Here is a 22008-nt window from a genome sequence, read left to right as displayed (position 1 = left end):
CCGCATTATCAACTGGAAAGTAGACCTGCGTACCGACCTGCAATGTTATTCCAGGTTATTGCATCTTATAGCGCACTATGAGCTGGGCAATTACGACCTGTTAGAATACCTTGTAAAATCGGTATACCGCTTTATGGCTAAAATGCAGAACCTGAGCGTGGTGGAGGAAGAGATTTTCCGCTTCCTGAAAAAATCATTTCATCTGGATAAGAAGCAGGTTAAAGCTGCATTTATCGTGTTGAAAGGGAAGTTAGAAAAATATAAGGACAACCCGCTCGAAAGTCGTTCTTTCATGTATTTGGATATTATTTCGTGGCTCGAAAGCAAAATTAAAAATGTGCCGGTGCAGGAAATTATGCGGGAAAAGTACAAGACGGCCACGGGCACAAAGAAAAGGTGATTTCAGGGCCGTGATTTTTATGTAGCCGGCAGCAATAGCCCCATGGAACTGGCGTTGCGACGCTCCTTTCAGGGTTTTGTTCGCTGTTGATCTGATAAAGACGCTGTCCGAAGTCTCCGGACTTCGGACTCAATATGTTCTTCCGGGACTCCGTCCCGCAAAATTAACATACGGTCTGGCGATCCCTGTCTCGCACCGGCCGCATCGGGGAATATTACTACTCCTGCTCAAAATAATATACGCCGTTTTTATTGGCGATAACAATGTCCGGCCTGCCATCCTTATTCATATCTTCCGTAACGAACTGTATGCCAACGCCCGAATTATCATCAATGAGATGCCGTACCCACACGGGCCGGTTCTTTCCGTCTTTCAATAATTCAAACCAATACAATACTGCCGGTTCCAGTCCGCCGGGACCTTTTCCCTGGTGAGAGAAAAACCGTTTGCCGGTAATAAAATCCGGCAGGCCATCGCCGTTAACATCCTGCAATACGATGCTATGGGCTTCAGAAAAAGTAGTGTCAATGGCATGTGTTTTAAAAGTGATCCGTCCCTGATCATCACGTATTTGTTCATGCCACCATACGCCATAATCATGCGCCGAGCTGGTAAGCACATCATTATCACCATCGCCGTCAAAATCATAAGTGATCATTTGCGCGCAGGATGCTCCCAGGTTGGCCTCATGAAATGCCCAGGGGAACACTTTCATGTCTTTGGGCGCTTCCCACCAGCCGCCGCGGATCATCACGTCATTAATGCCATCACCGTTAATATCTCCCCAACCCAATCCGTGCGAGAACATACCAACGCCCTGGGCATTTGCTTCGCTTATAGGATGCCGTTGCCAGCTCACTTTATTGTTCTTTACCACCGCGTTGAACCAGGCCATTTGCCCCAGCTTTTCGTTCCCGAATACCAAATCTGTTTTGCCGTCATTATTAATATCAACCGCCATTGGCGACTCGTTGGAAGCAATGGAATCAATCAGGTATCTTTTCCAAAGCACATCAGCGCCTTTCGGGTTTTCGAACCAATACACTTCTTTACCCGGGAAGTCGAAGCAGATCAGATCCATCCAGCCGTCTTCATTTACATCAATGGCAAAATTGAGGAAGGAATCGCTGTATCCTTTGGTATAGTCAAATTTTTTATGCTTCCATATATCATGCGCTTTCCAGTCCGGTGCTTCAAACCACCTGGCGCCGGCTATGATATCCATTCTGCCATCCCTGTTCACATCGGCCACCGTGGCGCCTTCTGTATAAAACTCATCCCATAAATGATGTTTTGTAAACCCCACCTCACTGCCTGCCGTTTGTGATACCGCATGAAAAGCAACCAGGCAAAACAGGCATAAGCCAATGGTGCGGATAGTAGTCTTTTGTTTAAACATGATGTAGGTTTATTATTTATGGTATCCGGCAGGTATGAGGTGTAGGGTATAAGGCATAGGGTGTAAGGTTTGAGTCCACTAATGACAGGCTGAGTACTTCTTCTTCCGCTTCGGATTTGATATTTATTTATTTCTATGATTTGGCTTCTTGGTATTTTGTATTTCCTTCGGATTTAAATTTATGGTTTATAGTTTGTGGTTTATAGTTGTATCCCGCTTCTGATTTGAAATTTGAAATTTATCCGCCCCGGCGGACAGGTTTGGTTCTTGTCATTTGTTTATTGGTGCTTTGTATTTCCTTCGGATTTTAAATTTATTTGGTTCTTGTTATTTGTGATTTGGTTCTTATCGCTCTTATCTACCCTGCGATTCCATCGCTTCCTTTACGCTTCCATATTTTACCAGCAGGGCTTTGGCTTTGGTATAATCCGTACCCGGCAATTTTTCCATCAGCATTTTAGCGCCCCTGTCTAACAGCTTCTGATTGCTCAACTGCATATTCACCATTTTATTATCATCTACCCTGCCCAGTTGGATCATAATAGCGGTAGAGATCATATTAAGCACAAGCTTTTGCGAAGTGCCGCTTTTCATGCGGGTGCTGCCGGTTACAAATTCAGGTCCAACAGCCAGCTCAATAGGGTAATCGGCCTGTTCCGTTAAAGGAGAGCCGGGGTTGTTGGTAATACAACCCGTTATAATACCATGCTGCCGGCAGCTTTTTAATGCGGCTATCACGTAGGGCGTGGTACCGCTTGCCGCTATACCTATCACCACATCCTTATTATTTACATTATGCTTCTGCAGGTCTTCCCACCCCTGTGTTAAACTATCTTCCGCAAATTCAACCGGCTGTGTCATTGCTTTTTTACCGCCTGCAATAATACCAATGACTAAGTTGGGCGACACACCATAAGTAGGCGGACACTCACTGGCATCTACTATGGCAAGCCTTCCGCTGGTTCCCGCTCCAATATAAAACAACCTCCCGCCTGCCAGCATCTTATCTACCGCAACCAATACCAGCTTTTCAATTTCGGGAATCACTTTTTCTATGGCGTAAGGCACTTTTTTATCTTCCTCGTTGATATGGGTGAGAATTTCGGCTACGGGCATTTTTTCGAGATGCCGGTAATCAGAAGGTTGTTCCGTGATCTTTATAAAAGAACCCATAAGGCATTTTAAATTACAATTTTGATGTATGGCTGTTAATAACACCCTTTGTTTTACTTCCGGTGTTGTTACTGATGATAGGTAACAAGACCCTCCATTGGATTTTTTAATATTTTCCCGGGAGTAAATTCATACGACCGGCAAAGCTCTTTCAGCACATCCTGGAAATAAAAGGAAATGCCGCCAACAAAGCTAACAGGCATGGTCCAACTCTCCCTGAATTTACAAATATGATGAAAGAAAAAATCGTTCAGCCCATCTTCTATAATATTTTCAATCATGTAATGCCCCCTGTTTTCAGATAAAAAAGGAGTAAAAGACGCGAGGTAGCGGTTAGCCAGGGGTTTTTTATATACGCTTTCCAAAATAGCCGTGCTGCTGATATTGTATTTGATAGTAAACCGCCCCGCTAACTCCTCATCAAATGTATTATATAAATAATACTGAAGCACTTTTTTGCCAAGATAAGCGCCGCTGCCTTCATCACCCAGCACATAGCCCAGGCCGGGTTTATTTACTACTATTTTTTTTCCGTTATAATAGCAGGAACTGGAACCGGTTCCCAGAATACAGGCCACTCCTTTATCATCGCCATACAATGCCCTGGCCGCAGCCATTACATCGTGCGTAACTTCAATGACCTTTAAATTTTTAAAAACATTTTTGATGGACTGCTTTACAATACGGTTATTATTGGGGTTAATACATCCTGTTCCGTAATAATATACTTCATCAACCTTTGTGCCTTTAAGAGAAGGCAGTAATTCCTTTTCCAATATTTCCGTTATCTGGGCGGTATCAAAAAAATAAGGGCTGATACCCTGGGTAAAAATGGTTTTCTTTTTTTTGCCTTCCAATAAACACCATTCGGCTTTGGTGGCTCCGCTGTCGGCTATCAATTTTACAGATGACATCTTTAATTGAACTTATTTTGTGAAATTCGTGCTCGGAAAGTCAAAGATAATATACAAATACAGACTGATGGGTAATAATAAATTAAAGCTCTGGCTGCCGCTGATCTTCTCTATTGTAATGATCGGCGGAATGTTTTTGGGGTACAAGATGAAAGAAAAAATGCCGGTTACAGCCCGCTTTTTTTCTGCAGAGCGAAAGGGAACAGTGCAGGAGGTGCTTGATCTTATTTCGAAACGGTATGTTGACCCTATAAAAACCGACACCCTTGCCGATGCTGCCATTGAGGAAATGCTAAGCCACCTGGATCCTCACTCCATCTTTATCCCGTCGAGCGATTTACAGGAGATAAATGAAGATCTGGCGGGAAAATTTGAAGGCATTGGTATTGAATTCAATATTTTCAATGATACCATTAATGTATTGACCGTGCTAAAAGGCGGTCCTTCAGAGAATGCCGGGTTGCAGCCGGGCGACAAGTTTTTGAAAATAGGCGATTCTGCTGTAACAGGTCATCGTATGGATGCCAATCAGGTAAAACAATTGCTGCGCGGCTTACGCGGCTCAAAAGTACAGGTTACCATGCTCCGTGGTAAAGAAAAAAAAGAACTTACGATCACCAGGGGCATTATCCCGCTTTACTCATTAGACGCGGGATATATGATTGCCCCGGCAACGGGTTATATCCGCCTTAACAAGTTCTCTGAAACAACCTATGAGGAGTTTATGGAAGCGATGCAAAAACTAAAAGAAGATGGTGTACAAAAACTGATCCTCGACCTGAGGGGCAACGGAGGCGGCATTTTACAGGAGGCGGTAGAAATTGCGGATGAGTTTTTAGATGGTAATAAGCTTATCGTTTACACCCAGGGAAATCATATAAAAAAACAGGAATTCCGTGCAAGACGGGAAGGCATCTTTGAAGAAGGAAAATTAATAGTGCTTATAGATGAGGGCTCTGCTTCTGCCAGTGAAGTGCTAACCGGGGCTTTACAGGACTGGGACAGGGCCGAAGTGATAGGCAGGCGTACTTTTGGGAAGGGGCTGGTGCAGGAACAGTATAACCTTAATGATGGCTCTGCCCTGCGGTTAACGATCGCTCGCTATTATACGCCACTGGGCCGTTCTATTCAAAAGCCCTACGATAAAGGCATAGAAAGCTATAATGAGGAACTGTATGACCGCTACCATAATGGCGGGATGATGAATGCCGACAGTAACAAAATGTCCACGGGGCAGGCTTACCATACACCCAATGGAAAATTAGTGTATGGCGGTGGCGGTATAACGCCCGATGTTTTTGTGGCGATGGATACAACCGGTATCAGCAATAAAGTGGCCCAGTTGTATACCAAAAATACGATTGGCAATTTTGTATACCGGTACTATGTAGATAACATGGATCATTTTAAACTATTTGCAAATCCTGCCGGTTTTGAAAAGGGATTTGACATCAACAACAGCATCTGGAATGCGTTTGCCGCATTTGCGTTGCAGGACAGCATTAAAATAAATATGCTGTCTGAGGCAGATAAGCAGTTTACAGCACGGAGGCTCAAAAGCCTTTTCGCCCGGCAGCAATGGCGGAATGAGGGGTTTTATGAAGTAAACAATGTAAATGACCCCATGGTTATAAAAGCGTTGGAAGCGCTTGGGGAGTGAGGGTGCAGGAGAGATAACCGGATTGGAGAGTTTATGGTTTGTAGTTTATGGTTGCATTCGTTTCGGATGTAGCGTTTCCGGCTTCGGATTTAAATTTATGGTTTATAGTTTGTGGTTTACTGTTGGAGTTTTCCTTCGAATCCGGATTTACGACTTCGGATTTGAAATTTGAAATGTATTTGTTTTTTGTGATTTGGCATCTTGGCACTTTGTATTTCCTTCGGATTTCGAAATTCCGGCTTCGGATTTTTTAAATTTGTGGTTTTATAGTTGTATCCCGCTTGGGATTTAAAATTTTATTTGGTTCTTGTGATTTATGATTTGGTTCTTTGTATTTCCCCCGTATCCCTTCGGATTTAGGATTTTCCCGCTTCGGATTTAACTTTATCTTTACTACTACAGAAAATTATAGCATGGATATAAAAAACAACATACTGGAAACCATTGGTAACACGCCTTTGATAAGATTGAATACAATAACCAAAGGACTCCCCTGTATGGTGACCGCAAAAGTGGAGTATTTTAACCCCGGCAACTCTATTAAAGACCGGATGGCGCTGAAGATGATAGAAGTGGCCGAAAAGGAAGGCAAATTAAAGCCCGGCGGCACCATCATTGAATGTACTTCGGGTAACACAGGAATGGGGCTTGCTTTAGCGGCAAGCGTAAAAGGATATAAATGCATATTTACTTCTACAGATAAACAATCCAAGGAAAAGTTCGACATATTGAAAGCAGTGGGTGCAGAAGTAATTGTTTGTCCTACCAATGTTGAACCGGATGATCCTAAAAGCTATTATTCGGTTGCCAAAAGGTTAGCGAAAGAAATACCCGATGCTTTTTTATGTAACCAGTACGACAATCTTGCTAATCGCGTTGCCCATTACGAAACCACGGGGCCCGAAATATGGGAGCAAACAAACGGCAAAATTACACACCTGGTATGTACGGCGGGCACGGGAGGAACGGTTACGGGTACCGCCATGTACCTGAAGGAGAAAAACCCCGGTATTAAGATCTGGGCTATTGACGCCTACGGCTCTTTGCTTACCAAGTATTTCCGTACCGGGGAAATTGATATGGAAGAAGTGCATCCTTATATATCGGAAGGGTTTGGTGAAGATTTTGTTCCTGCTAATTTTGACATGAGCGTGATTGATCATTTTGAGCAGGTTACCGATAAAGACGGCGCCTTAATGGCCAGGCGCCTGGCTAAAGAAGAAGGTCTTTTTTGCGGCTACAGCGCGGGAAGCTGCCTGCAGGGATTATTGCAGTTGAAGGAAAGCCTGCAGAAAGACGATCTTGTTGTGTGCATTTTGCACGACCATGGCAGCCGCTATATAGGCAAAGTGTATAACGATCAATGGATGCTGGAAAGAGGCTTTCTTGAAGTAAAAACCTTTAAGGATATCATAAGCGGAAAAGGTAATCAGCCCATCGTAACGGTTAAGCCTACCCAAACTGTTGCAGATGCATTTGAGCTGATGAAAAAATATGATATTGAAAATATACCCGTGCTGAAAGACGGTATGCCGGAAGGTTCTGTTTCCGAAAGTGGATTGTTCAGTAAAATGTTTGCCGCTCCCGGAATTAAAGACCAGGAAGTGCATACGGTAATGGAGCCCCCCTATCCCTTAGTGGCATACGATACCCCTGTTGAACGGCTGGGCAAGCTGATCAACAAGGATAACGGCGCCATACTCAGCAGGGATGAAGCAGGAGATTTACACATTATTACTAAATATGATATAATACAATCCCTCACAAAACATTAAAATACTGTTTCTCTTAAGTCTTTTCTGTGTGTATGCGTACAATCCAATACACTACTGCATTACAGCTCATTTTTATCACTTTATTGTCAGTCCGCGTTGGGGTTAACTGCAATTTTTACGACAATATTTTAGTACATATACGATATTAATAATTGGCTATTTTACGCATAATTCAGTAAAAAACATAAGCAAAAAATTGGGGAAAAGCGCTCTTGCACGGTGGATAACTGGTTAGTATTTTTGTTATGAAGTTGATTGATGAGGAAGCTACGCCTCAACCGTCCAAATAGTCCTGAAAACCGTCCTGAAAAAAAATTGAATTCCAAATCCTTTGAAAAGGGTAGAATAAAATCCAGTATCAATCAACTTTCTTTTTATCATTGGAACCTATACTAACCCAATATCCATAGAGAAGCCAGTAAGCCATTATCCAAAGAAAAACCAGTTTCCCGAAACCGAATGATTTTATCAAAATCCAATGTCCGCAACCAGAAAAACCACCCCGATTCTGATCCAATATCATTAACCTGAAAACCACAACCTTGGACAACGAAATTGAATTGATTATTAATTGTTGACCCCAAAGTCCAATCCTTCGAAGCCTGTCTATTCCTAGCAGGGCCGATCAAAAAGATTCCTCCACCTGTTTTTTGGTGGAGGTTTTCATTTTCAGTACCTGCTCTCCCTTTTTCTGTAACGCTATGCAGCTTTTCCGCCCCGCAATTACATCTCTGAATCTGACGGGCTTTGCTTCCCCATTCCCACATTTTCACATTTTCAAAATTCCCAGCCATCCTGTCACAAAAAAGAAACTTGTACATAATTTGATGCAATAAGTCTTTCCCGGTCGTAATCTCTTATTACTTTTAAGTATGAAAATTCTTTTCACCTATCTGAAACCATTCAAATGGCTGGTATTCCTGGTGTTGCTGTTAGCAGCCATGAATATCGGTTTTTCCCTGTTTGACCCGATCATTTTCGGGAATTTAGTGAACCTCGCAAATGATTATGCCAAAAATACCGGGAATTACAGCCAGGCAGACTTTTTCTTTAAGCCCTACAACAGCGTAATGTGGCTGCTCCTTGCCTCCATAGGCGTTGCCATGATTAGCAGGATCGCAAAAAATTTCCAGGATTATTTTTTGAATGTTGTTATTCAGAAATTCGGGGCTAAGGTATTTACCGAGGGGCTTCAGCATGCCATGAAGCTTCCCTACCAGGAATTTGAGGATCAGCGCAGCGGGGAAACCCTCAGCGTTCTGCAAAAAGTAAGAACCGATACGGAAAGGTTCATGTCGTATTTTGTGAACGTACTTTTTACGGTAATAATAGGCATAGCTTTCGTGGGAACGTTTGCTTTCAGCATTCACTGGTCATTGCCGCCCATTTATTTCGGAGGTATATTTTTATTGGTGATTATAACCAACCTGCTCAGCCAAAAAGTAAAAATCATTCAGAAAAATATTGTTGCCCAAACCAATTCCCTTGCAGGCGCTACAACAGAATCGCTGCGTAATATTGAGCTCGTAAAAAGCCTCGGTCTTACCCAGCAGGAAGTAAACCGCTTAAATACCAATACCTACAAAATACTGGGACTGGAGATCACTAAAGTAAAGCGTATAAGGAGCATCAGCTTTATACAGGGCACATTTGTGAATACCCTGCGGCAGGTAATATTATTCATGCTGCTTTGGCTGATATTTAAAGACAGGATGAACGCCGGACAATTGGTAACGATGCAGATTTTTTCCTTTTTTGTTTTTGGCCCCCTGCAGGAAATAGGGAATATTATACTCTCCTACCGTGAAGCGGAAGCCTCGCTGAACAATTTTAAATCATTAATGCAAAAAAAGCCGGAACTGCAACCCGATAAGCCTGTGCATTTGGGAGAAATCAATACACTCGAATTCAGGAACGTTGCGTTTAAGCATCAAACCGCCCAGCAAAATGCCATCGCCAATATTAGCTTTACAGTAAAAAGAGGAGAAACCATCGCCTTTGTGGGGCCTTCGGGAGCAGGTAAATCTACCCTCATGAAACTATTAGTAGGGTTATACCGCCCGCAGGAAGGCAAAATATTATATAACGGAATTGATGAAACCGCTATCAATTATGAAGACATGCGCAACCAGATCGGGTTTGTAACGCAAGATACCCAGTTATTTGCGGGAACCATCAAAGAGAACCTCCTGTTTGTAAACCCCGCTGCCAGTAATGATGATCTATTAGATGCGTTGAACAAAGCCGCCTGCACCAATTTACTGAGCAGGGCGGAAAAAGGAATAGATACGATGATAGGGGAAGGAGGGTTAAAGTTATCGGGAGGTGAAAAACAACGTCTGTCTATTGCAAGGGCATTACTACGGCAACCCAGGCTGCTTATTTTTGATGAGGCCACTTCCGCATTAGATTCGCTTACCGAAGAAGAAGTTACAGGTACGATCAGACAGGTATCATCCCGGGATAACCAGATCACCATACTTATCGCTCACCGGCTTTCTACCATTATGCATGCCGACAGAATTTATGTTCTGGAAAAAGGCGAAGTAGTAGAAGGAGGAACGCATGAGGCATTGGTATCGGAAAAAGGATTGTATTATGCTATGTGGCGGCAGCAAATTGGCGAAAGAAAAAAGCCTTTCATTTTACCCAACCCATCGGAAACACCTGCTGAAACAGTTTAGGAGAAAAGTACTCCCCCGGCCGCTGCAATTTATTTTTGAAGTATTACTGTAAACAAGCTCCCTTTGCCGGGCTCGCTTTCGCATAATATTTTACCGTTCAACTCTTCAACAAGCCTTTTTACAATAGACAGGCCAAGCCCGGTAGAATATTCGCCCTCAGTAGGCATGGAGGATATTTTCCTGTATTTGGAAAAGAGATACGGAATATCTTCCGCGGCTATTCCCACACCTTCATCTGCTACTTTAATATGCACCGCATCTGCGGCATCTGAAAGGCTCACCCAAACTTTTTTTCCACGGGGCGTAAACTTAATGGCATTGCTCAGCAGGTTTTCACATATACGGCTTACAATATAGCGGTCGCTCATAAGCAGTACGCTGTTTTCACCGGCGGAATAGTGTATGCTGATCTCTTTCTGTTGCGCCTGCGGCTGGTACATGTGCACAATGTCGTCTAAAAAAGCATTTACATCTAACTCCTCTAAGTTTAATGTGTGATGCCTGATCTCTTCCTTTTCAATGTACAGGATATCTCTTATTAAAAGCTCCCCGTTATCAGCAGACGACTGAATACGGTACAGCGCTTTTTTCTGATCGGCCGTAAAATTGGAAACATCCGACAATAATATCTGGCTCCACATTTTTATACTGGTAAAAGGCCCGTTTAAATCATGAGACACTACACTAATGAGCGAGTTTTTTTCGGCATTGAATTGCGCAAGCTTACTATTCTGCTTCTGGATCAGCTCATTCTGTTTTTTCAGCAGGCTGTTTTTCCGGCGGATGAGCAGCAGGCTAACAAAAGCAGAAAAACCCAGGGCGGCTATGCCCAAGGTTAGTAAAATAATATTCCTTTTCCCCAGCTTTTGCCTGTCTATTTCGAGCTCCAGCATTTTATTCTGCTGTACTTTTTGTTTCAGGTTATACTTTTCCTGAAGCTGGGCAACCGTTTGTAATGTCCGCTGATTAACAAGCGCTGTATCTAAGTTATACCAGTCGCGGAAAGAATAGTAAGCAGCTTTATAATTGCCCCTGATGGAATAGTATTTAGCATACAGGAAATGCACATCTGCCTCCTTTCGCTTGGATCCCTGCGACTTTGCCAGGTCAAAAGAAAGGTCAATATACTTGCGGGCCGAATCAAAATCCCGTTTTTCTATATAAGCATCCCCGATATTCAAACAGTCGTACCAAAGCATTTCCCTGTCTCCGTTAGCCAAATTGTCGTTATAGTTGAGCTTAAAAAAATGAAGCGCTTTATCCCATTGCTTTTTGTGAAACCAGGCATTACCTATATTGTTGTAAACCGAATGAAGATCGCTCTGGAGATTATACTTTTTAGCGATGGCCTCTGCCTGCTCCAGGAAAAGCAATGCACTGTCCGGGTAGCCGAGACGATTGTAAATAGAACCAAGGTTAGAGCCGTTTATAAAGACAGACGCCACTTCTTTTCGCACAGTGGCCACATGGAAAGCTTCCTTAAAAAAATCCTTTGCCTTTTGGGGCTGGTTAATATTATTGTATGCCATGGCAAGATCGCTCAAAGCAGCCGCTTCATAATCGTTACTTTTAAGCACCCGCGCCTGCTCTAAGGCCTGGTAATAATAATTTATAGCGGAATCGTACTCTTCCCTGAACTCCTGGTATATACCTTTAAGCCTTAACGATAATACAGCGCCCTTATCAAAACTGAGCTTTTGTGCCTCGCTTTCAATATAGTTGGCATAATATAAAACAGAGTCTGCTTTGGCACTATTAAAATCAAGCACCCTGTCGTATAAAGTTTTTAAATAAGCGGTATCATGTTGTGCAAAAGCTTTCTGAAAAATAAGAGAAATGAACAGTAGATACAATGCAGTTGTAAGTCTTCTCATATTGCAATCAGGAAATTCAATTGAAGATATAGATTTGCCAATAACCATCCAGTATCAGGACTTATGCGCCACAAAGCGAACGGTCATTGATCTGGCACTTAATTCCCTGCCCTAAGTTATACATTAAACAACTGGCCGCTTCCCTTTACTGATCCTTCGTATACAGTAAAGATAAGGTAAACCGATCTTTTAAAGGTTGGCCACCTTGAGGCAATTGCATTTAAACGGCTATTTTACTTTCAGTACGGGTCTCACCTGCTGTAAAGGTCCATTCTGCAACCGCAGGTAATATACACCGGTAGCAAGACCTGTGCTATCGAACGGTATGGTATAGGTATTGCCATCCTGTACTTTATCAACCAATATTTTTACTACCCGTCCCATACAATCTATAACCTGCACCAGCACATGCCCTGCCTGTGTTATGTATTTAACCTGGGTTTGTGTTGTAAAGGGGTTAGGATAGTTAGAGATGAGGCTTACGCCTGCCTTTTTATTAAGATCATCTATGCCCGAACAAGTGCCGTTCTGAATAAGCGGAAGCGATTGGAAGTTCTTTAGCAATACGGACTGCAGCGCAACGGTATCGGCGCAAAACCATTGCTCCAGAATAGAAGCATATACGCTCCGGTAATCATATTGATGAGGAATATTGTCGTTAACGGAAATACCCGCCGGTATATCAGGGTTCTTGCCTAAAACACCGTTTTGTACTTTGCTTCCAAATACAAGCATGGGAGCAGCCACGCCATGATCGGTGCCTATGCTGAAATTAGATTTGATCCTGCGGCCGAACTCGGAAAAAGTAAAAGAGATCACCCTGTCTTCAATGCCCATAAATGCAAGATCGTCCTGGAATGCTTTTACACTGTCTGAAAGCTCTTTCAGCAATTCGGCATGTTTACCTATTGTGGGATCCGCCTGGTCGGTTTGCATAGAATGGGTATCAAACCCGTTATAGCTTACCATGTATACGCGTGTTTTCAATCCTCCTTTAACCAGGCGGGCTACTATTTTTAACTGATCTGCCAGACCGTTATTTTCAGGGTAAGGAAGCTGCTGTGCCGTATTGGAAGCCGCCTTTTTAACAGCGTTGGCAAAGAGCTCGGTTTGCCTGGCAATTTCGCGTACATAAGTCAGCTCTTTTCCCGCACGTGTAGGCGGCGCGGGATCCTGCACATCATCCACTATCCTGTAAAAAGATGTAGGGTTGGTTATGCTCATTGACATACCCATAGACGGACCGTGAAAGGTTAATGATGATACCGCGCCTATCTGGATGGCCAACGGATCGGGCATGGTAGCGTTGGGATAGCCATTGGGGAAATTGGGAAATTCATAATTCAAATAGCGGCCAACCCACCCGGTATCTACAACCTCTTCGCTGTCGGAACCACTCATCCAGATATCTGTTGACCTGAAATGAGACAGGTTAGGCTGGGGATAACCTGCAGACTGGATAATGGCGGCCTTGCCACTATTGTATAGTTCCTGAATGCCGGTCATTGCAGGGTGAAGCCCTGTTTTATTATTTCCCTGCAGGGCCAGTATCTTACTTTCCGGGATGGCGATATTGCTTCTGGCATTAAAATACCCGGAATAGTTATCCTTTGGTATAACCATATTCAATCCATCATTACCTCCGTTCATCTGAATGATCACCAGCACATGATCCGTGTCGGTGGTAAAATTGGTAAGCGCATTCAGCAAAGGTGAAGGCGACAGTGCCGTTATAGTATGCCCGTTAACAAAAGCGGGCAAAATGGCAGCCGGTACGGTGTGTCGTAAAAAATCTCTCCTTTTCATCCGTATATCTTTTATTTTTTAATGGTCGGCCAGACGACCTGATCAATACACATTATGACAGCTGGTATTCCGGCAAAGCCAGCAAATACCGGTATAATTCGTTGAGCCTTGCATGCACTGTCTGATACGCCATCATATCGCCGGGATTGGCTATATAAGTATTCCACGCGTTGGTCCAGTAATAATCATTGGTTTGCCCCGTAAGTAAAAGGTCTCTTTTCAACTGTTCCTTTGCGGCATCCGACAATGCTATCCTGTACAGGATAGCCAGTGAATCATCCAGTAATACTTTAGGGTCGCCCGGGTTACTCAGCGACCTGGCGAAGGCGATGGTATCTATTTTTAATTCAAAGCCAAGCCGGGTAAACCCGTTATACACCATAATGTCTGTAAACTGGGTACGCCGGGGATAGGTATCATTATTGATCCACAGCTCATGAAAAGCCGGTATCTGGTAATAAGCGGGCCAACCCGATACACTTGGCGGATCACCGGGAGATTGCTGCAACAATTCAAGCTGGTACAATAACCCGTCAAGCGTTGAATACCATGTTATATAATCCGCGCTATCCGGAAGAGGTACCTCACATTCGCGGCAAAGCCCAACAACAAAATCTACGGGGCTTTTTATAAGACATCCCTGGTTCAGGGGATCAAAAAAATGCTCGCTTTTCAGCAGCGCAGCCAGCACCGGTTTTATTTCCCAGTTGTAATTGCGCAACATTAAAGCAAGAGGCTCTATTACATTAGCTTTTGCAGCATCGTCAATTTCATAATAAACAAACCAGCGGTATAATTCCCTTACAATATATTCCGATGCTTCCCGGCCGTTACTGAAAATCATGTTTATCAGGTCATCTAATTCCTCGTCCCCTGCATTATTCCCACTCCTGCCTGCTATGGTTGTATGATTATAAAAAGAAGAAAAAGTTTTATTGCCGGTATCATGCCTTTCAGGATCGAAATAAGAAGTATTGGTTTCCGCGTCATTTCTCCACCCGGTTAATACCCGGGCCGCGGCTTTTACATCATCTTCCGTGTAATTAGGATTATTTTCTTTTCCCAGCGTAAAAAGCTCCTGCAGCTCCCTTGCAAAATTTTCATCGGGAGCGCCTTTCCGGTTCTGCTCCCCGTTCTGGTATACCAGCATAAGCGGATCAACCGATATGGCTCTTGCCAGGCTTTTAAAGTTACCCAGCGCATGGGTGCGTAGCAGGGTATGATGCTTATACGCATACCGTGCGTTAGTGCTGGAGGCCATTTCGGTAGCAAAATGGTTGTGCCAGAACAACATCATTTTCTCCCGTATATTCCTTGGCTGGTTAAGCATTACGCCTACCCACCACTTTTTAAAGGATTGTTTTCTCAACCCTCCGATCTTATCATCTTCATTAAAATCATTTATCCATGTAGTTCCGTGATCAACATTGCTGTCGGGAACCAGCGCTTCCGCAGTGTCATATTCCTTAACAGGCGGATCGGGCAAAGGTGATGTGATATTCAGCAATTCGTCTACCGCGGCTTCCATTGTTTTGCCTGCGAAATAGTGGATATCGCCGGGCTTTGCACCAAACATTGTTCGTTTCAGCAAATGGATCACTTCATTCCCTGTCCATGCGCCCGTATAGGGTTCAATGCCACTGCTCGTTCGTCCCGTAACAACAGCCCGGGTAATGCTTTTCTTTTTTGTACCGGAAGCGGTTAAAAATGCTCTTCTGTTCATAGGATATGAATATTGAATTAAAAGAATAACCCGGCACGCTATAGCAAACTTTTTGCCGGTTTCTCTTTTAGCGTATTTATTCTGACTCTTTCTTCAATAGGTAAAACACCTTAGTAGTATTACTAATGAGGTGCGGGCATAAAAAAACCGGGAGATGCTCCCGGTGTAAAACATAAAATCACACCTTTTTATTATCTGCGGCGGTAATATTTAATTGATATTTTCGATGATTCCCGCTATTCCCTGTCCCCCGCCTACGCAGGCGGTAACAATACCATATTTTTTACTCAGCCGCTTCATATCATGTGTAATTTGTATAGTAAGCTTGCAGCCGGTGCAGCCTAAGGGATGCCCTAACGCTATAGCGCCCCCGTTTATATTAACAATGTCCGGATTAAGCTCCAGCTTGCGGATTACGGCAAGCGACTGCGACGCAAACGCCTCATTTAATTCAACGAGATCAATATGCTGTAACGACATGCCTGCCTGCTTCAATACTTTGGGTACCGCTTCAATGGGTCCAACCCCCATAATACGGGGATGCACACCCGCAGATGCACAGGCTACCAGGCGCGCCCAGGGTTTCAGCCCCAGCTCTTTTACCATGTTTTCGCCCATCACTATCACAAAAGCAGCGCCATCGCTGGTTTGGGAAGAATTGCCGGCGGTAACCGACCCGCCCGCCGCAAAAACGGGCTTTAACTTTGCCAGCACTTCAACAGATGTGTCCTTGCGCGGGCCTTCATCCGTATCCATTACATAGCTCCTGCTTTGTCTTTTTCCCTTAGCATCTAAGTATATGTCTTCAACCGTTACAGGTAATATGCCCGTTTTAAAATAGCCGTTTTGTATAGCGGTAATAGCCTTTTGATGAGAATGATAAGAAAACAGATCCTGGTCTTCACGGCTTACTTCATATTCTTTAGCAACGGCTTCGGCGGTAAGCCCCATGTTCAGGTAATAATCCGGCTCATCTTGAGCGATAGAATAGGCAGGAACCGTTTTCCAGCCCGCGGTTGGCACCAAGCTCATGCTCTCTGTTCCGCCCGCAACAATACATTCTGCCATACCGGTACGAATTTTGGCCGTTGCAATGGCTATGGCTTCCAAACCCGAAGCGCAATAGCGGTTAATGGTCATTCCCGGCACCTCAATACCCAATGCCCTTGCAGCTATGATTCTCCCCACCTGTAAACCCTGCTCCGCTTCAGGAACGGCATTGCCTACAATTACATCATCAATCCGTTTGGCTTCTAACTGGGGCACGGAAGCCAGCACATTTTTGATCACTTCTATGGCAAGGTCATCGGGCCTGGTGAACCGGAATCCCCCGCGTTTGGATTTTCCTACGGCTGTACGAAAACCGGCTACTATGTATGCGTCCTGCATGGTGTGTACGTTTAGTTGTTTATGCAACTTTGTAGTTCAAAGATAATTGTTCCGGATATGGATACCAAAATCTTGCAGACTCAGTGATACAAAAGAGAACTTATCCAATTTCGCCTGGGTCTTGCCCCACGCTTCATATCCTACCAGGCGAAGACCCCGGCGGGACAAAAAGACTGATAAAGCCGGATTCAAAACAGGCATCAGTTTTATGATACTCTGTTCCATTTATTAACTTCGCGCGGTATGTATATATTATTACGCAAGATTCTTTTTCTTTTTCCGCCGGAAAAGGTGCATTATTTCTCTATGAACGTACTAAAATGCCTGTGCAGCGTGAAATGGATCAGGAATGGCATCAAACAATATTTTACACCTCCTGAAAACGACCGTTTAACAACCATTTTCCAAACCCGGCATGCTACACTCACTTTTGCCAACCCGGTTGGACTGGGAGCAGGCTTTGATAAAAATGCAAAATATTTGCGCGAACTGGAGTGCCTGGGATTCGGGTTCGTTGAAATAGGAACGGTTACACCAAAGGCCCAGGCGGGAAACGATAAACCAAGACTGTTTCGTTTACCCAAGGACAAAGCGCTGGTTAACAGGATGGGGTTTAATAACGACGGCGCTGTAGCTATTGCTGAAAGATTGGGTAAATGGAAAAGCAGGCAGCCTTCTGCAAAAAACACTTTACCATTATTGGTTGGAGGGAATATCGGAAAAAATAAATTAACTCCTAATGAAGATGCATGGAAAGATTACGAAATATGCTTTACCGCTTTGTTTGATTGCGTTGATTATTTTGTTGTGAATGTTAGCTCACCCAACACGCCCGGTTTAAGGGCATTGCAGGAAAAAGACGCACTCATGAAGATATTGTCAAACCTGCAAAGCATTAATAAAACAAAACCAAATCCCAAACCTATATTGCTGAAAATTGCACCCGACTTAAGCGATGAACAAATTAATGATGTTATAGATCTCGCTGAAGAAATTCAATTGGACGGCATCGTGGCTACAAATACCACCATCAGCAGACAGGGATTAAATACTGCTGTATCCGCAATTGAGGCAATAGGTGCAGGCGGGGTAAGCGGAAAGCCGTTGCAGCAACGCTCTACTCAAATTGTGCAACAAATTACTCAACAAACCCATACAGTTATACCCATTATCGCCAGCGGAGGCATATTTAATGGTATAGACGCCGCAGAAAAGCTGGCTGCAGGAGCAACGCTGGTACAGGTATGGACCGGTTTTATTTATGAAGGACCGGGGATCGTAAAAAAAATATGCAGGGATCTAATATCGGGTAGCCCCTTCCGTTAATGCCGCATCAATGGAATGTTTCCTGTTATCGCTTTCCCTGAAATCACGCAGCGCATGCAATAATACAATAGCAACGATAACCAGTAATAAGGTGATCATGCTTCCCTTCTTTTTTTTGCTTCTCATGTTATAGTTGTGCTTAATAAGCCGTAGCCCTTGTGCCATTTTTTGTAATCGTGCAAACCATCCCGCTACTTATAACAGCAACTATTAGGCCAACACTAAAAATAAAAAAGCAAGCGGAATTAGCTGCTTTTGTAAATTTCCAGCAATCCATCCGGCAGATCAACAAATACTTTTTTGTTTTTATTATCTACGCTTTGTAATGTTTGTTCATGCAGGGGTATTAATACCTCTTTCCCTTCTACCAAAATTTTACATAGCACCTGGTGTGGCTGTTCTATTATTTCGGCTATCTTACCAATATCTTCACCCTTGTCTATCAAATGATAGCCCAGCAAAGCAATAGGCGCCGACGGAGCGGCAAATTGCTTAAAATCCTTTTCTTCCATCCACACTTCTTTCTGCACTATTTTTAATGCAGCTTCCCGGGAGGTAATGTCTTCCAGCTTAAGGTATATTTCCTTATCGCTTTTTATACGTGCGGATTGAACAAAATAAGGCAGGAACGATGTTTTGCGATCTTCCATGAAGATGGCTTCTATCCCTTTAAGCGAGGTTTTTTTACCGAGACTGTGTAAAAGGATGGTTTCCCCCTCCAGTCCAAACGCAGAAACAATTTTTCCTATTTTAAAATATTCTGGCATTCCCTGCATTCATTTTTTTGCAAGATGGCAATGTGCCAATAAAAAAAAGCCCTGCGTAATGCAAGGCAATTTAATTCAGTTGAAGCAACTTTATGATCAGTTACTTTCTTCTTCTTTTTGCTCAGTTTTCCTGGGCACAACCGGTCTTCTCGGCCTTCTTGCCTTTGCGGCTTCTTCCTGTTTCTGCCTGATGTTGCCTTCATGTTCTTCGTGCCATTTCTGGAACTTGCCCATGGCAGTGGCTTCATCAAATAAACCCAGGCTTACGCCCCGCAGCAAATGTTTGAGATACAATACGCCTTTGTAAGATAAAATGCGGCGAACCGTATCTGTTGGCTGAGCCCCTTTTTGCAGCCAGTCAAGCGCTTTTTGCCTGTCTAACTGAACAGCAGTAGGTTGCCCCAATGGATTGTAGGTACCGATCTTTTGGATGAATTTTCCATCCCTTGGCGCACGGGCATCGGCTACCACTATAAAATAGAAGGGTCTCTTCTTGCTCCCGTGACGTTGTAGTCTGATTTTAACAGCCATAAAAAATAAACATTTTAAATGGGTGATGATTATGGTTTCTTTCTTAAGGTTTGCGAAGATAAGTCTTGCAAACTATTTACAAAAATTAAAAGTACAAAAAATCAACGTTTTCCCAAACCCATTCTTCCCATCGGCATCTTATTCATCATTTTCATCATTTGTTTCATTTGTTCAAACTGTTTCATAAACTGGCTAACCTCCGTAAGGTCTTTCCCAGCTCCTTTGGCAATCCGGGCCCGTCTGCCCGGATTTATTACATCCGGATTGGCTCTTTCAAAAGGCGTCATAGAATTGATCATCGCTTCTATTCCCTTAAAAGAATCATCGCTTACATCAACATCTTTAATAGCCTTGCCCATTCCGGGTATCATTCCCATCAGGTCTTTTATATTGCCCATCTTTTTTATTTGCTGCAACTGGTCTAAGAAATCCTGGAAGTCGAACTGGTTCTTCCGCATTTTCTTTTGCAGCTTTGCGGCCTGCACCTCATCAAACTGCTCCTGGGCCTTTTCTACCAAAGTAGTGATGTCGCCCATTCCCAGAATACGCTGGGCCATTCTTTCCGGGTAAAACACGTCCAGCGTATCGAGCTTTTCGCCGCTGCTGATAAACTTTATCGGCTTCTTAACGGTATATTTAACAGAAAGCGCGGCGCCGCCACGGGTATCGCCGTCTAATTTCGTTAGCACTACGCCTGTGAAATCAAGGCGGTCGTTAAACGTTTTAGCCGTATTCACCGCATCCTGCCCGGTCATGGCATCTACCACAAAAAGGATCTCCTGGGGTTTAACCGCATCTTTAATATGCGCTACCTCCTGCATCATCACCTCATCTACAGCCAAACGTCCCGCCGTGTCTATAATGATTACATTTTTATTTTTGCTCCTGGCCTCCTTAACCGCGTTCTGCGCGATAGCCACGGCGTCCTTATTTTCGGGCTCGCTATATACTTCCACCTGTATCTGCTCCCCTAATATTTTCAACTGATCAATTGCTGCAGGGCGGTAAATGTCGGCGGCAACGAGCAGCGGCGACTTCCCTTTTTTTGTCTTAAGATAATTGGCCAGCTTGCCACTGAAAGTGGTTTTACCACTTCCCTGCAGCCCGGCAATTAAAATAACAGCAGGATTGCCGGTAATATTAAATTCACTTTCCGAACCTCCCATCAGCTCCGCCAGCTCATCCTTCACTATTTTAACCATTAGCTGGCCCGGGCTTACCGCCGTAAGCACTTTTTCACCCAGCGCTTTGGTTTTTACCGTGTCGGTAAATTCTTTGGCTATCTTATAGTTCACATCAGCGTCAACCAGCGCACGGCGTATGTCCTTTACCGTGTTGGCGATATTCAGCTCGTTAATTCTTCCTTCGCCTTTTAGCTGCTTAAAGGCTGTATCTAACCGTTCAGACAATGACTCAAACATACACTGCTTATTTAATCATTTTTTAAAAGCGGCAACACCATAACGATTACTATACGGGACCCGCTTTTCACACAAAAAAAGTGAACAGCATTTTATTGTTCACTTTTGAAAACGTTGCAAAGTTAAGCAAAGTAAAGATGAGTAGAATTATGAACCCAAATAAGTTTTTAACAGCTTGCATCTTGAGGTTGTTCTGAGCTTGGTAATGGCTTTATCTTTGATCTGCCGAACTCTTTCGCGGGTAAGATTGAACCTTTCCCCAATATCTTCGAGGCTCATGGGATTATCGAAGCCTATGCCAAAGAAGAAGCGTATCACATCCTGCTGACGGTCTGTTAAGGTGTGTAACGATCTTTCTATTTCCTTCTTCAATGACTCGTGATGAGCGATTTTCATGTCCACACTGTCGGCATTAGGGTTTTCCATCACATCAACCAGTGTGCTGTCTTCTCCATCCGACAAGGGGGTATCCATGCTTACATGCCTGGCGGCCACCCCAAGCGTGGCTGCAATTTCATCAGAATCTATGTCGAGCAAATCCGCCAATTCTTCCGCGGAAGGTTCCCGTTCATATTCCTGCTCTAATTGCTGAAAAGCTTTGTTGATCCGGTTGGTAAGCCCCACCTTATTGAGCGGAAGACGCACAATACGGGATTGTTCTGCCAATGCCTGCAGGATACTCTGGCGGATCCACCATACGGCATATGATATAAATTTAAACCCTCTTGTTTCATCAAAACGCTGGGCGGCCTTGATAAGCCCCAAATTACCTTCATTAATGAGATCCGGTAGCGATAAGCCCTGGTTCTGGTATTGTTTGGCTACAGAAACCACAAAACGCAAATTGGCTTTGGTAAGGCGGTCCAGCGCATGCTGATCGCCCTGTTTAATAAGTCCTGCCAGCTTTACTTCTTCTTCAGGACTGATCAGCTCTACCCTGCCGATCTCCTGCAGGTACTTTTCAAGACTCTGTGATTCACGATTGGTAATGGACTTCGTGATTTTGAGTTGACGCATACTCATATGCAGGCATATTTAAGAGGTTTACTAGAATACGTATACTTACGGATTCATCCATAAAACGCTGGCTACCATAAGAAATTGCACTTCATCAGCAATTTAAGCAAATAGCAGGTATCAGAAAAAAATATTATTCCCTGAGGATC

17 protein-coding genes and 1 pseudogene are annotated in these 22008 nt (G+C 43.7%); 5 read left to right on the top strand and 13 right to left on the bottom strand.

What is annotated here, in order from left to right; translation table 11 throughout:
* Positions 1-400: pseudogene (locus PLE34_RS19090) on the top strand (hypothetical protein); the annotation flags it as partial.
* Positions 401-617: 217 nt separating this feature from the next.
* Here PLE34_RS19090 and PLE34_RS19085 read toward each other — a convergent pair.
* From PLE34_RS19085 to PLE34_RS19075, 3 genes are all read right to left on the bottom strand, one after another.
* Entirely contained in the window at positions 618-1799 is a 1182-nt protein-coding gene (locus PLE34_RS19085) for an FG-GAP repeat domain-containing protein (protein WP_324559548.1), read from the bottom strand.
* A gap of 354 nt (positions 1800-2153) precedes the next feature.
* The gene (murQ, locus tag PLE34_RS19080) at positions 2154-2972 is read right to left on the bottom strand and encodes an N-acetylmuramic acid 6-phosphate etherase (protein ID WP_324559546.1); all 819 of its coding nucleotides are present in this window, start codon (positions 2970-2972) and stop codon (positions 2154-2156) included.
* Positions 2973-3040: 68 nt separating this feature from the next.
* On the bottom strand, positions 3041-3886 hold the full coding sequence (locus PLE34_RS19075) for an N-acetylglucosamine kinase (protein ID WP_324559544.1): 846 nt from the start codon (positions 3884-3886) through the stop codon (positions 3041-3043).
* A 67-nt stretch (positions 3887-3953) separates the two neighbouring features.
* Between PLE34_RS19075 and PLE34_RS19070 the strand changes: the two genes are divergently transcribed.
* Positions 3954-5546 carry a S41 family peptidase gene (locus PLE34_RS19070; protein ID WP_324559542.1) on the top strand — a complete coding sequence of 531 codons (1593 nt, stop codon included), beginning with the start codon at positions 3954-3956 and terminating at the stop codon, positions 5544-5546.
* Positions 5547-5959: 413 nt separating this feature from the next.
* The gene (locus PLE34_RS19065) at positions 5960-7321 is read left to right on the top strand and encodes a pyridoxal-phosphate dependent enzyme (RefSeq protein ID WP_324559540.1); all 1362 of its coding nucleotides are present in this window, start codon (positions 5960-5962) and stop codon (positions 7319-7321) included.
* Between the two features lie 392 nt (positions 7322-7713).
* Here the strand turns inward: PLE34_RS19065 and PLE34_RS19060 are convergent, their stop codons facing one another.
* Complete coding sequence (locus PLE34_RS19060) at positions 7714-8142, bottom strand: hypothetical protein (RefSeq protein WP_324559538.1); 429 nt, start codon at positions 8140-8142, stop codon at positions 7714-7716.
* Positions 8143-8193: 51 nt separating this feature from the next.
* Between PLE34_RS19060 and PLE34_RS19055 the strand changes: the two genes are divergently transcribed.
* Entirely contained in the window at positions 8194-10005 is a 1812-nt protein-coding gene (locus PLE34_RS19055; protein WP_324559536.1) for an ABC transporter ATP-binding protein, read from the top strand.
* A 29-nt stretch (positions 10006-10034) separates the two neighbouring features.
* On the opposite strand, the gene PLE34_RS19050 is transcribed toward PLE34_RS19055, so the two are convergent.
* The 4 genes from PLE34_RS19050 to PLE34_RS19035 all read right to left on the bottom strand — a co-directional run bounded on the left by PLE34_RS19050 (position 10035) and on the right by PLE34_RS19035 (position 16797).
* On the bottom strand, positions 10035-11879 hold the full coding sequence (locus tag PLE34_RS19050) for a tetratricopeptide repeat-containing sensor histidine kinase (protein WP_324559534.1): 1845 nt from the start codon (positions 11877-11879) through the stop codon (positions 10035-10037).
* Positions 11880-12107: 228 nt separating this feature from the next.
* On the bottom strand, positions 12108-13685 hold the full coding sequence (locus PLE34_RS19045; protein WP_324559532.1) for a DUF1501 domain-containing protein: 1578 nt from the start codon (positions 13683-13685) through the stop codon (positions 12108-12110).
* Between the two features lie 52 nt (positions 13686-13737).
* Positions 13738-15408: a DUF1800 domain-containing protein gene (locus PLE34_RS19040; RefSeq protein WP_324559530.1), complete on the bottom strand. Its 1671-nt coding sequence runs from the start codon at positions 15406-15408 to the stop codon at positions 13738-13740.
* Positions 15409-15618: 210 nt separating this feature from the next.
* Positions 15619-16797, bottom strand: coding sequence for an acetyl-CoA C-acyltransferase (locus PLE34_RS19035; RefSeq protein ID WP_324559528.1), 1179 nt, complete (start codon positions 16795-16797; stop codon positions 15619-15621).
* Between the two features lie 243 nt (positions 16798-17040).
* Between PLE34_RS19035 and PLE34_RS19030 the strand changes: the two genes are divergently transcribed.
* Positions 17041-18123 (top strand): quinone-dependent dihydroorotate dehydrogenase, encoded by a 1083-nt coding sequence (locus tag PLE34_RS19030; protein WP_324559526.1) that lies wholly within the window; start codon positions 17041-17043, stop codon positions 18121-18123.
* Here the strand turns inward: PLE34_RS19030 and PLE34_RS19025 are convergent.
* From PLE34_RS19025 to PLE34_RS19005, 5 genes are all read right to left on the bottom strand, one after another.
* Positions 18097-18249, bottom strand: coding sequence for a hypothetical protein (locus PLE34_RS19025; RefSeq protein ID WP_324559525.1), 153 nt, complete (start codon positions 18247-18249; stop codon positions 18097-18099). The two genes, PLE34_RS19030 and PLE34_RS19025, sit on opposite strands and share 27 nt — an antisense overlap.
* A gap of 119 nt (positions 18250-18368) precedes the next feature.
* Entirely contained in the window at positions 18369-18890 is a 522-nt protein-coding gene (gene rimM, locus PLE34_RS19020; RefSeq protein WP_324559523.1) for a ribosome maturation factor RimM, read from the bottom strand.
* 96 nt (positions 18891-18986) lie between these two features.
* A complete protein-coding gene (rpsP, locus tag PLE34_RS21920) occupies positions 18987-19421 on the bottom strand; it encodes a 30S ribosomal protein S16 (protein WP_324559521.1) in 435 nt (144 codons plus the stop codon).
* 101 nt (positions 19422-19522) lie between these two features.
* Positions 19523-20842, bottom strand: a complete 1320-nt coding sequence (ffh, locus tag PLE34_RS19010) for a signal recognition particle protein (protein ID WP_324559519.1) — start codon at positions 20840-20842, stop codon at positions 19523-19525.
* Between the two features lie 147 nt (positions 20843-20989).
* Entirely contained in the window at positions 20990-21859 is an 870-nt protein-coding gene (locus PLE34_RS19005) for a sigma-70 family RNA polymerase sigma factor (protein ID WP_324559517.1), read from the bottom strand.
* Between the last annotated feature and the right edge of the window lie 149 nt (positions 21860-22008).

The organism is Agriterribacter sp., from assembly GCF_035445465.1.
Taxonomy (GTDB): Bacteria; Bacteroidota; Bacteroidia; order Chitinophagales; family Chitinophagaceae; genus Agriterribacter.
Note: the sequence above shows the minus strand (reverse complement) of the source record. Positions and strands in the feature narration are given on the sequence as shown.